The organism is Maribacter litopenaei, assembly GCF_025244665.1.
GTDB classification, from domain to species: Bacteria; Bacteroidota; Bacteroidia; order Flavobacteriales; family Flavobacteriaceae; genus Maribacter; species Maribacter litopenaei.
Window position 1 is genome coordinate 2,991,275 of sequence record NZ_CP104205.1, and the last position, 12,493, is coordinate 3,003,767.

The 12,493-nt window shown below is 40.0% G+C and carries 10 protein-coding genes, 1 tRNA gene and 3 pseudogenes; 5 read left to right on the forward strand and 9 right to left on the reverse strand.

Annotated elements, in window-relative coordinates:
• Positions 1-14 precede the first annotated feature (14 nt).
• On the forward strand, positions 15-611 hold the full coding sequence (locus NYZ99_RS16220; protein WP_260575258.1) for a hypothetical protein: 597 nt from the start codon (positions 15-17) through the stop codon (positions 609-611).
• Between the two features lie 13 nt (positions 612-624).
• On the opposite strand, the pseudogene NYZ99_RS16225 reads toward NYZ99_RS16220, so the two are convergent.
• The 6 genes and pseudogenes from NYZ99_RS16225 to NYZ99_RS16250 form a co-directional block, all read right to left on the reverse strand.
• A pseudogene (locus NYZ99_RS16225) lies at positions 625-2,150 on the reverse strand (GH3 family acyl-acid amido synthetase).
• Positions 2,151-2,328: 178 nt separating this feature from the next.
• Entirely contained in the window at positions 2,329-3,129 is an 801-nt protein-coding gene (locus tag NYZ99_RS16230) for a flavin reductase family protein (RefSeq protein ID WP_260572309.1), read from the reverse strand.
• A gap of 3 nt (positions 3,130-3,132) precedes the next feature.
• Positions 3,133-4,362 (reverse strand): annotated as a pseudogene (gene fahA, locus NYZ99_RS16235) (fumarylacetoacetase).
• Between the two features lie 22 nt (positions 4,363-4,384).
• A complete protein-coding gene (locus NYZ99_RS16240; RefSeq protein ID WP_260572310.1) occupies positions 4,385-5,545 on the reverse strand; it encodes a homogentisate 1,2-dioxygenase in 1,161 nt (386 codons plus the stop codon).
• 51 nt (positions 5,546-5,596) lie between these two features.
• The gene (hppD, locus tag NYZ99_RS16245) at positions 5,597-6,727 is read right to left on the reverse strand and encodes a 4-hydroxyphenylpyruvate dioxygenase (protein ID WP_260572311.1); all 1,131 of its coding nucleotides are present in this window, start codon (positions 6,725-6,727) and stop codon (positions 5,597-5,599) included.
• A gap of 73 nt (positions 6,728-6,800) precedes the next feature.
• A complete protein-coding gene (locus NYZ99_RS16250; protein ID WP_260572312.1) occupies positions 6,801-7,814 on the reverse strand; it encodes a pyridoxal phosphate-dependent aminotransferase in 1,014 nt (337 codons plus the stop codon).
• Positions 7,815-7,881: 67 nt separating this feature from the next.
• Here NYZ99_RS16250 and NYZ99_RS16255 point away from each other — a divergent pair, with 67 nt between their 5' ends.
• Together NYZ99_RS16255 and NYZ99_RS16260 are read left to right on the forward strand one after the other, a co-directional pair.
• A complete protein-coding gene (locus NYZ99_RS16255) occupies positions 7,882-8,451 on the forward strand; it encodes a MarR family winged helix-turn-helix transcriptional regulator (protein ID WP_260572313.1) in 570 nt (189 codons plus the stop codon).
• A gap of 112 nt (positions 8,452-8,563) precedes the next feature.
• Positions 8,564-8,637, forward strand: a tRNA-Arg gene (locus NYZ99_RS16260).
• A gap of 349 nt (positions 8,638-8,986) precedes the next feature.
• On the opposite strand, the gene NYZ99_RS16265 is transcribed toward NYZ99_RS16260, so the two are convergent.
• From NYZ99_RS16265 to NYZ99_RS16275, 3 genes are all read right to left on the reverse strand, one after another.
• Positions 8,987-9,241, reverse strand: a complete 255-nt coding sequence (locus NYZ99_RS16265) for a L,D-transpeptidase family protein (protein ID WP_338039062.1) — start codon at positions 9,239-9,241, stop codon at positions 8,987-8,989.
• 89 nt (positions 9,242-9,330) lie between these two features.
• On the reverse strand, positions 9,331-9,921 hold the full coding sequence (locus NYZ99_RS16270) for a L,D-transpeptidase (RefSeq protein WP_260572314.1): 591 nt from the start codon (positions 9,919-9,921) through the stop codon (positions 9,331-9,333).
• 92 nt (positions 9,922-10,013) lie between these two features.
• A complete protein-coding gene (locus NYZ99_RS16275; RefSeq protein WP_260572315.1) occupies positions 10,014-10,778 on the reverse strand; it encodes an LOG family protein in 765 nt (254 codons plus the stop codon).
• Positions 10,779-10,932: 154 nt separating this feature from the next.
• On the opposite strand from NYZ99_RS16275, the pseudogene NYZ99_RS16280 reads away from it, so the two are divergent.
• Positions 10,933-11,696, forward strand: a pseudogene (locus NYZ99_RS16280) (MlaE family ABC transporter permease).
• Between the two features lie 36 nt (positions 11,697-11,732).
• Positions 11,733-12,491: an ABC transporter ATP-binding protein gene (locus tag NYZ99_RS16285; RefSeq protein ID WP_420845232.1), complete on the forward strand. Its 759-nt coding sequence runs from the start codon at positions 11,733-11,735 to the stop codon at positions 12,489-12,491.
• The last annotated feature ends 2 nt before the right edge of the window (positions 12,492-12,493 follow it).

Genomic DNA, 12,493 nt, shown 5'->3' on the forward strand with positions numbered 1-12,493 from the left:
TTATCATTGCCTTGATGTTCTTAATCGCATTATTTTTTAGTCTTTTTATGCAAAATACGGAGTCACATATCATACCTGACGAAATTAAAAAGGAAGCTTTGATAGCCTTATCCCACTACCCTGAATTGGCAAATACCCCAATCGAGTTTAAGTTCAAAAAGCATATAGAAAAATCTACCATGCAGGCCCAACCTGCCTTTTGGAGTGTTTTTAAAAGCAAAGAAAACAGAAAGTATAAAATACTGATCAGTGAAAAAATAAAAATTGCGGACAGTGTTTACCTAACCAAGGATATACCTTCCAATATCATGATAGGATGGCTGGGACACGAATTGGGCCATATCATGGATTTTAAGAATCGTAGCGGACTCAATCTTATTGGTTTCGGAATGAAATACGTTTTTTCAAAGAAATATATTAGGAAGGCCGAACGGAGGGCAGACTCCTTCGCTGTTATTCATGGTATGGAAGACTATATTTTGGCAACCAAGGAATTTATCCTCAAAAAAGCCGGACTTACCGAGAAATATGTCAATAGAATCAAACGCCTTTATTTAAGTCCGGAAGAAATCATGCTCCTTGTGGAAGAAAGGGATACCGCCCTTGATTGAACAAAAAAAGTAGTTATGCTTGTTTTTCTACAAACGTTTCCCATTCCTTAAATTTTTCTTCTCCCATAACCCGCTCCATTTTCACCTGACCGCCTTTTTTCTTGTTTTGGTCGTTCCATTCATAAAAAACTTCAGGTTCCACCACAAACACCTTAACTCCATTTAAAGCCTTTGAGCGCGCCACCTTGTAGTTCTTGTTGGCCTCTTTCAAAGAATCGTCCAAGGCATTTGCAGCTTCTTCAGGATTTAATTGGGCATTGGTTCCTAAATACCAGGTATGATAAAAACCCTCCTCATACTTCTTAGCACATAAGGTATATTCAGGGACCTCCACATCAAATTTGTTTTCCAGCTCCTGCAGGGCATCGTCCAATTTGTTTACGGACAATTGAGATCCTACAGTATTTAGAAAAAACTTGGTCCGACCTGTAATCTTAATTTCGGCCCGTTCCACATCCGTGAATTCTATAGTATCCCCAATGAGGTAACGCCATGTTCCACTTACAGTACTTATGATCAGGACATAATTTTGACCTTCTTCAACTTCAGCGAGCGTCAAAGCTTTTGCGTCCTGACTCAGGAATCCGTCCTCTAGAATCAAATCGGGATCGAAAGGCACAAACTCAAAATAAATTCCGTTATCGGTCACCAATTTCATTGCATCTGTCTCCGGCCTTGCCTGAAATGCAATGAACCCTTCGGATGCCGAGATAGGTATCTATAACAGTAATCGGACGCCCCATTAAGGCGTTGAAACTTTTCTCATAGGGTCCAAAAGCAACACCACCGAGAGGTATAAACCTCAAGATTGGGCCAAATTTCATGAATGTTTTTTAGGTTATGGGCTTTTATGACCTCCTTTAGCATCAATTCTATCCAAGAAGGAATTCCACTCAACCCACCAATATCCCAATTGGGTGCCTCTTCAACAATTTTTTCTACACGTTCGTCCCAATCGTCAATCTTGGCGATTTCCTCGCCGGGTTTGTAATAGCCCCGGAACCAAGAGGGAATATTACTGGCACTTATACCGCTAATCTCCCCTTCCAAATGATCCTCTTGCTTTACTAAATCGGTAGAGCTTCCTAACATTAAAATTCCTTTTTCAAAAAAATCTGACGGAAAATCAAAATTACTAAGGGCCAATACCTGTTTAATTCCGGCCCAACGAATGGCTTTGATCATGTCCGCCGTAACGGGAATACGCTTACTGGTCTTGCCGGTGGTTCCCGAGCTTAAGGCAAAATAATCCGGGTTGCCGGGCCAAGTAACGTTTTCTTCCCCATTATGAAGTTTGTTCCACCAATTATCATTTATACTATTGTAATCAAAATATGGGACTTTTTGGGCAAAGCGTTTGGCCTTATTTTTAGCTTCTAAAATATTTTTGAAATCATACGTCTTTCCAAATTGGGTTTCAGATGCATTTTCCAATAAACTGATCAATACTTTTTCCTGTTCCTCAATAGGGTTTTGATCTCCTGAAATGGTTCCTGTAACATCTATAAGACCTTTAATAACACTTCCAATTATGGGCATGATGAATAATTATTGGTTGAATGCTAAATTTACCAATCCCACAGTGTTGTCTTTCCTCAAAAGGACTTTTGTTTAACTGCTTCGAAAGTGTAGTTCGTAACTTATCGGATACATAACAGCGCCATAGCGTCCTCGGTTCTATTCTCTAAGAGCCATTGCTGGGCGAGTCTGTGGATTTTCACCTCATCAATAGTACTTTCCGAAGTTGCTTAATTTCCGGAAGGGCAGCGATTCTATCGATAGATTCTTTTGTTGGAAGGTCCTCCAAATTCCCCAATCTACCTAAATTATTACCCGTTAAAACGGTACTGTTCCGTACTTTTTCGGGGAGTTGATCCACGCCGATTCCTTGGTTTCTGATGGGTTTTGGTATCTCAAAAAGGGAAGCACCACTAGAACGTGTGTACCAATTTCCCCCCATACGACCTACCAAATCCAATTTTTGGGTATCTAACTGCTCATTAGTATCTAAATAATCGGTATTAATGTGCACCAATTCCACCTTTGCAAGGATTAGGTTTCCCGCTCCCGGAGTATCTGCCAGTTCTATCACTTCTGTTACAGAACATTCAATGGCCACGGGCGCCTCCCCTACCCTAGGCGGTTTTACTTTTTCACTGGGAACCTGGGTAAATCCGGCTTTCACAAATTCATTTACACCTTTGTCATACGAAGTACTGGTCAAGGACATTTGCTCCACCATGGGATAGTTGACTATATTAATAACTACCTCTGGAACTTCCAATACGTTCTGATGGGAATGTTTCATGGATCCATCCCGCCCACTTCGATTGGGTGAAAAAATCATAATCGGAGGATTTATGCTGAAAATATTGAAATAGCTATAAGGGCTTAAATTCACGTTTCCATCTTTATCCACCGTACTGGCGAAACAAATGGGCCTAGGAGCTACGGCCGATAGAAGATATCCATGTAACTCTTGTTGCGAAACGCTATTTGGATCGATCGTTTTTGTCATATTTTATTTTTTGGCGGGAAGTATCTTTCCCGAAACTTCACCGAATCCCACTCGAATGGAATCCTTCTCTGCAAACCCTTTCATGGTTATCGTGTCATTATCTTCCAAAAAGGTTCGGGTTTGTCCGTTTTTAAGTTGAATTGTCTTTTTGCCGCCCCAAGAAAGTTCCAAAAGTGACCCTAAGGCCGTTTCGTCCTTCCCGGAAATGGTGCCGGAGGCCATCATATCACCCACTTTCACATTACAGCCGTTTACGGTATGATGCGCCAACTGCTGGGCCATATTCCAATACATATATTTGAAATTGGAGCGGCAGATGGTTTGCGGTTCGGAATTTTCCGGGGTTATGGTCACTTCCAAATCAATATCATAATTATGCTCACCATCACTTTTTAAATACGAAAGCACTTCGGGTCTTGTTTGGGTCCGATACCTTAAAGGGTTCCAAAGCCTCCATAGTTACCACCCAGGGAGAAATCGACGAGGCAAAACTTTTGCCCAAAAAGGGTCCTAGAGGCACATATTCCCATTTCTCGGATGTCTCTCGGCAGACCAGTCATTGAACAACACCATACCAAAAATATAGTCCGAAGCCTTATCCACAGGAATAGATTCTCCTAATTCAGTTTTCTTACCAACAATAAAGGCCATTTCCAATTCAAAATCCAGCCGACCGGAAGCCTTGAAAATTGGAGTTTCTTCTCCTCTTGGCAATACTTGGCCTTTAGGTCGGTGTATTTCGGTACCGCTTACTACAATGGATGATGCCCGACCGTGATAGCCCACCGGAAGATGTTTCCAGTTGGGCAACAGCGCGTTTTCAGGATCCCGAAACATCTTACCTACATTGGTAGCATGTTCCAAACTGCTGTAAAAATCCGTATAATCCCCAATTTGGACAGGGAGGTGCATAGTGGCTTTATTTTGGGGGACAAAGGCATCGGGCAGGCTTTTAAGTGGGGAATCTCCCAACGTCAAAAACCTTTGAACATCAAGTCGGACTTTATTCGTAATTGGTTTACCCAACGCGATAAAATCGCTCAGACTATCTTTCAAAAAATAATGTTCTTCTACCTGCAATAAATCAGCTTTTGCCAAAACGGAAAGGTCCACGATCTGTTCGCCAATGGCTATACCGGCCCTGGGGCTTTTATCATCGGTAGAAAATATCCCATACGGCAAATTATAGATAGAAAAATCAGAATGGTGGGGTACTTGCACCCAAGTGGTCAATGGCTTCATTCTTAAATAAAATTTATGAATTCAACCAAGAACGATAATAGTCACCATCCTCCAATTTCATGGCGTTTTCCGTCACCATTAAGGGCTTAAAGGTATCAATCATCACGGCAAGCTCCTCGGAACCTTTCTGTCCGATGCTTCGCTCTACCGTACCTGGATGCGGATCGTGCGGAATGCCTGCAGGATGTAAGGAAATATTGCCCGGAGCCACGCCATTTCTACTCATAAAATCTCCGTCCACATAATACAAGACCTCATCTGAATCTATGTTGGAATGATTATAAGGGGCCGGGATGGATTTTGGGTGATAATCATACAGCCTTGGCACGAAGGAACAGATGACAAAGGCCGATGTTTCAAAGGTCTGATGCACCGGTGGCGGTTGGTGGATTCTCCCGGTAATTGGTTCAAAATTATGAATTGAAAATCCGTAAGGATAATTGTAGCCATCCCAACCGACTACATCGAAAGGATGTCCTTCATAAATCATTTCATGCAATACCCCTTGCTTTTTCACCTTTATAAGATGCTCCTCCATATCGGTATGGGTTTCCAAACCTTGGGGAAGTTTATAATCACGTTCACAGAATGGCGAATGTTCCAACAACTGACCAAACCAGTTTCTATATCGTTTTGGAGTATATATGGGCGTGAAGGACTCCGCGTAAAAAATACGGTTGTCCTCAGCATCAAAATCAATTTGATAAATAACCCCTCTTGGGATGATCAAATAGTCGCCGTATTCAAAAGAAATATTTCCAAAAATGGTCCTCAACGTACCCGTGCCCTTATGGATGAACAACATTTCATCCGCATCGGCATTTTTATAAAAATAGGATGTCATAGAATTCCTTGGAGCCGCTACCCCAATATGCACATCGCTATTGACCAACAAGGGTTCCCGTGCCTCTAGAAAATCGTCTTTTGGTTCCGTATTAAAACTGATGAGTTTCAACGAACGAATATGTTTCTCCAAGGCGATTTTAGGGGACAAATCCGTGCTCTTCACAATTTCCTTGACCATGGTGGGTCTATTGTGGTGGTAGAGCAGGGAAGACATGCCATCAAAACCTATAGTCCCGAACAATTGCTCGGAATATAGTTCCCCATCCGGCCTACGAAATTGTGTGTGCCGTTTTGGTGGTATTTTTCCTTGTTTATGATATATGGGCATAGAATGTTATTTAATATGGTACTATCCTTTAAAGTTACTCAATTTAGGATATTACAAAGTACCCCTAAGTTCCTGTTCGCGCTCAATAGCTTCAAACAATGCTTTAAAGTTTCCTTTGCCAAAGGAAGTAGCTCCTTTTCTTTGAATAATCTCAAAGAACATTGTTGGTCTTGCCTGTACCGTTTTGGTGAAAATCTGAAGCAAATAACCCTCATCGTCACGATCAACCAAAATACCCAGTTTCCGTAAAGAGTCTATATCCTCATCAATCTTACCTACTCGCTCCGTCAGAACATCATAATAGGTAGTAGGAACTGTTAAAAACTCCACTCCCCTACTTTTAAGGTCGGATACCGTTTTTACAATGTCATCGGTTGCCACAGCAATGTGCTGAACCCCTTCGCCTTCATAAAACTCAAGATATTCGTCCACTTGAGATTTTTTCTTACCAGGTGCAGGTTCGTTGATTGGAAATTTGATACGTCCATTTCCGTTACTCATCACCTTACTCATAAGGGCTGTGTATTCTGTGGAAATATCCTTATCATCAAAAGAAAGAATCTGTTTAAAACCCATAACGTCCTCGTAGAATTTCACCCAATAGTTCATCCGTCCTTCCTCAACATTCCCCACCATGTGGTCTACAAACTTAAGACCAACGGACTCCGGCTTGTAGTCGGACTCCCATTTACGATATCCTGGTAAAAAGACCCCATTGTAATCCTTACGTTCAACGAAGATATGCACCACCTCACCATAGGTATGTATACCTGAACGTATTACTTTTCCATGGTCGTCTTCCTCTAATTGGGGTTTCATAAAGCTTTTGGCACCGCGTTTCACCGCCTCCTCGTAGGCATACGTAGCATCATCTACCCACAAAGCAGTTACTTTAACGCCATCGCCATGTTTATCTATATGCTTACCTACCGCTGTCCCACTTTTGAGGGGCGACGTAAGTACCAATCTAATTTTATCTTGTTGAACCACATAGGATTCAAACTCCCTACTACCGGTCTCCAACCCTTTGTAGGCCAAGGATTCAAAACCAAAAGCGGTTTTATAAAAGTGTGCCGCTTGTTTGGAGTTGCTGACATATAGTTCCAAATAATCCGTGCCTTTTATAGGCATGAAATCGGTTATTTCATCTTTCTTCTTCTCTGCTTCTATGGTTGTTGACATACATTTTTGTTTTTATATTGTTGTTAATGCAACATGGTTGCTAAAAAATTTTATATTGTTACTTCACCTAATTTTACAATGGTCTCCGAGCTTTCAACATGGCGATATTTGCCTCTCGTGTACCAAAAGAAATACGCACCCTCCCCGAAGCGCCAAAATTTCCCACCGGCCGCACCATAATTCCTTTTTGTTCCAGTTTTTTTACAAATTCCAAATCGGGAATTGGAGGTTGAATCATTACAAAATTTCCTTGGGTGGGCCAATACTTAATATTGAGCTCTTTTAACCTTTTCAGTACAAAGGCACGTTCCTCAAATACCAAATCGACCGTCCTTTGTACGAATTCCAAATCCTCAAGTGCAGCAATGGCACCTTCCAACGCAAGGGAGGATAACAAAAACGGTTTACAAATTTTTCGGATATAACTACTGATATGCAATGGTGCATAGCAATAGCCCACCCGAAGTCCGGCCAATCCATAGGTCTTGGAAAAGCTATTAATCGCAATGATATTTTTTTGTTGCTTTACGAAAGGGAGTCCGGTAACGTAATCGGACGCTTCGGCAAAATGACGGTACACCTCGTCCAACACAATTATCACATGTTCCGGTATTCTATTTACAAAATCCACTAACACATGCTTTGGAATATAGGTTCCTGAAGGATTATTGGGCGAGGCCAAAAACACCAGTTTTGTAATGGGGGTAATAGCATTCAAAATTCCTTCGAAATCATATTCATAGTCCTTGGTCATTGGGACGTTTATAGCGGTTGCCCCCATCCACCTAGTGAATGCCGTATAAGGTAGAAAACAGGGCTGACTCACAATTACCTCGTCTCCTTCTCCAAGAAATGCCTTTGAAATAATATCAATAATCTCCGAACCACTGTTTGCAGTGATAAAATGTTCTGCCGAAAGTTCATTGTTGAAATCCCTTGCCAAGGCCTCCCTTAATCGAATATCTGTATTGTCGGGATATTGGCTCAAATCATCCAGGGCTGCCATCAAGGCTTGTCGTACCCTTGGAGAATACCCTAAAGGATTTTCATTAGAGGATAATTTATGCACTTCTATACCATCAGGCATAACAATCTTCTTATTACCCCCCTTGTACGTGCTATCCTCTAAAATATATGTTTTAAAATGTATCGACATGGTACTGAACCGCTTACTAAATGATGGTCTAAAATTACAAAAAATATTCCATTTTGTTGCATTAACAACAATTTTAACGAATTTCTATGTACTTTTGTTCGACGAAAGGCTAATTATAGATCGTACCGAGGGATTTGGAGTATATATTGACCGCACCTTAAAAAAAGTGCAGAGCACTTTTTTACAGGTGTTTGCAGAGAACGATATCGACTTGACCATTGAACAATGGGTCATCCTTCAGCGGGTGCATTTAGAAGGTAACGATGCTCCCCAAGCTGATATCGCTAAATCCAATTTTAGGAACAGGGCCACCACGTCCAGGGTAATTAGCGGGCTTTGCAAAAAGGGTCTCCTTAAAAAATCCCGTTTTAGGGATGATCAAAAACGTTACAAGTTGGTTATGACCAAAGATGGCCAAGAGTTGATGGAAAAGGTCATGCCCTTGATAAAAGACTTAAGACGTGTGAGTACTATAAACATCTCTCAAAAGGAGTTTGATATTTTTTACCAAGTTCTAGATCAATTGTACGACAACTTTGATAAATATGAAGGATACAAACCTTCTTAGTGTATCCTACATTTTACATCCTCCCATCTTTTATTGATTTTGGTTTTACCAATATGGATTTTTTACTAAATTTGCAGCCACATTTAAAAAACCTATCCTTTTAAATGTTTTGGGTCGCGTAGCTCAGCTGGATAGAGCATCTGCCTTCTAAGCAGACGGTCAAAGGTTCGAATCCTTTCGCGATCACGAATAAATAGTTCAACAATAAAAAACGCCGAGCTTGCTTGAGCGTTTTTTTGTTTGGACTATTTTCAGCGCGGAGTGCTGTAAGGATATTCAATCCTTTCGCGATCACGACACTCACAAAACCACGCCAGTTGGCGTGGTTTTTTATTTTTGGGAGAAATGCAAACTTGTTTGCCAATTTGGACAAAAATGAAGTCAGGCAGCGGTAGCTGCTAGGTTTTGTATTTTGCAACTTTTAACGCCATGGTTATGCAATCTTTTCGCGATTATTTATAAATAGTTCAATTACAAGTGCGGTATGCTTATACACTCCCGCAGCCATCACTTTAAATATAATTATAAATCTGATCTAATTTTCCTTACCATAAATATCTTTAAATATGGCCACTACCAAACCTTCTTCATACGTTTTTAAATCATAGCGAATCTTTAGCTTTGTTCCAATCGGCGAGTAATAATAGATTATCCACGCATCTGCTTCCCTCGTGCCAATACATCCATTAGAATAGGGCTTTCCTAAAGTTTCAGGATTCGTAGTCGGATGTATCATTTGTCCATTTCTAATCCCGTTTATTTCTGTTTCGATCCAAGGGATTTGAGGCATGATAGTCGTTTTTCCATCATCACGTTTGGTAACATAAAACTGTTTGCCATTTACCGGATTGTAGAATTCAGGGTGCCTGACATAATCAATTATATTCCACTTCCTGTTTTGGTGCGCAAATCAGTAATACGGTCCCCAAATTTCAAATAACGTTCCCTATTTTGCCCTACGCGAACGGGAAATGTATATAGCAAAACAGAATCTTGAAATATCCTTAATTTGAATTCAGGAATATTCACATCGATTTCGGTTTTCGCAAATTGTCCTAGTATTTGATTGGCTTTAATCGAATCTGGAATAAAAAGTTGACTTCCTTTTGGGAGTACGGTCAATTGTCGCTGGTCATATACAAAGGAATCTCGGGAAATCATCCTGTAATAATCCGTATTAGCCAAAGTGTCAATTATCCATGGATTATTCCTTACAATAATATGTTCTGACAATGGATAAGATAATAAAGAATCGTAACGAATTACCAAAGAATCAATATAATCAAAATACTCCCCGATGGTGACATTTCTATTTATTCGCACCATTTTTGGCAGTTTGATTTCATCTCCACCGGTATATGAAATAATCCTTTCCGTCTGCCCTTCCTCTAAAGCATGAGAGTTTTTTACATTACATGACGTCAAAATCAATAGTAAGTACCATATACCAAAGTAAACTAATCTAACCATATCTGTCGTTTTTCAGTAGAACTGTCTCTTTTCCCTTAAATAATTTTATGGTCAAAAGTAGTTCCAGGGACTACATATAAAAATGATTCTAATCATGTTCTTTTAGATCTGGTCTCCCCAAACCACCACCTGGTTTCCATAGGCTTTTTAACAAGTCCGAATCTCTTAACAGCATATTCATTAAGGTGTTGTGTCATTTCCTCCACAGAATCAGTAAGAAACAATAGGTTCATATCCTCTTGCGAAATACTTTCATTTTTGGCCATGGCCTGAATATGGTGATAGAGTTCCTTATGATATTCCTTTCCAAAAATCACAACGGGGAAATGGTGTATCATTTTAGTTTGAATCAGCGTTAATGCCTCAAAGAGTTCATCCAAAGTGCCTATTCCCCCAGGCATGACAACAAATGCATAAGAATATTTCAATAACAAAAACTTACGCACGAAGAAATAAGGGATATTAATCCATTTATGTAGATAAGGATTAGGTTTCTGCTCAAATGGCAATATAATATTACAACCAATGGAAAAACCATTATTGAGATAGGCACCCTTGTTAGCCGCCTCCATGATTCCCAGTCCGCCACCTGTCATAACTGCAAAACCCATTTCTGATAATGCCTTGCCAACCTCTTCCGCTTGTTTGTAATAGATAGTGTCCTCCTCAAATCTTGCCGATCCAAATACTGTTACACAAGGTCCTATAAAGTGTAATTTACGAAAGGCCCTAATGAATTGATATTGAACCTTTAGTGTAAACCATAATTCTTTGAATCTACTCCTTGGACCATCTAAAAAAGTACGCTCCTCACTTAGATAAAAAGAATTCGAATCATTTTTTGACTCCTGTTTCATGATAAATTTTTGTTTAATAAAAGTAACACCTATCTAAAAAGTAAAAGATGACAATTCTCATTACCAGCATGATATTGGTCATGTTAAAAAAATCCTTTTCAATCTATATTTGAGAATGGCTTACATTGTGAAACCGGTCTTTACTACTTCAAAAATGGTCAGCAGGATAAAGAAATTCTTCATCCAAATAGGAGAACTATCCTATTTTGCAGGTCGATTTTTCAAAGAGACATTTACACTTCCTTTTGAATTCAAGGAACTTTTACGCCAGTGTTATCATATGGGAAATAGGTCATTGGTATTGGTTGTCATGACCAACTTCATTATCGGTTTGGTGTTAACATTGCAATCAAGGCCTACCATGATTCAATTCGGAGCCGTATCAATGATGCCCAATATGGTAGGTATATCCATAGTGAGGGAAATTGGCCCTGTAATAACGGCATTGATCTGTGCTGGACGAATTGCTTCAGGAATTGGTGCCGAATTGGGATCTATGCGGGTAACAGAGCAAATTGATGCTATGGAAGTATCCGGAACCAATCCATTCAAATATTTGGTCGTGACCCGAATTTTGGCTACAACGCTAATGATTCCGTTCCTGGTCATTTTTGGGGATTTGATCGCATTGTATGGTTCCGCCTTGGTTGAGAATTTGAAGGGGCAAGTATCTTTTCAACTATATTTTAATACAGTTTTTGATGCCTTGAGTTTTGGTGATTTGATCCCAGCAACGATAAAATCCTTTTTTTTGGTTTTGTAATCGGTTTAGTAGGCTGCTATAAAGGATATTATTGTAAAAAAGGTACGGCCGGTGTTGGTGTAGCGGCCAACACGGCCGTAGTTACGGCATCACTCTTATTGTTTGTTGTGGATTTTATCGCAGTTTTCGTTTCAGATATCTTTTATGAACTCTAAATAAAAAAAATGCCTTTAATAGCTTCAAAAGACTTAATGGAACCAAAAAATGATAAAGGACGAAAGGTGGTCATCCGAATCGAAGATCTTCGAAAAAGCTTTGGAAGTAACCAGGTATTAAATGGTTTCAATATGGTGCTACATCAAGGTGAAAATTTAGTAGTCATGGGAAAATCGGGCTCGGGCAAGTCTGTAATGATAAAATGCCTCGTTGGATTAATGACACCAGATAGTGGATATATAGAGGTTATGGGTAGGGAGATAGGCGCCCTAGATCGTCAAAACTTGGACGAACTACGTTCAGATATAGGGTTTCTTTTTCAAGGTAGTGCTTTGTATGATTCCATGACGGTGCGAGAGAATTTAGAATTTCCGATGCGTAGACACAAAGAGAAACTAGGTGTTGTCCAAGATACTACCCCTCTGGTAGTAGAAGCATTGGAAAATGTAGGTCCGGGCCATACAATGGATTTGATGCCATCAGAGCTCTCTGGAGGAATGAAAAGACGAGTTGCCTTGGCGCGTACACTTATTCTCAAACCAAAAATCATTCTATACGATGAACCTACTAGTGGATTGGATCCTATTACGGCTAAGGAAATCATTGAATTAATGCGCAGTATCCAAAAAAAATACAATACCTCTTCTTTAATAATTACCCACGACGTAGACTGTGCCCGTGTGATATCCGAGCGAATGATTCTTTTGGTAGACGGTATAAACTACGCAGACGGTACTTTTTCTGAATTATCATCGTCATCCGATCCAAAAGTTGAGGCGTTTTTTAAAAAATAGGA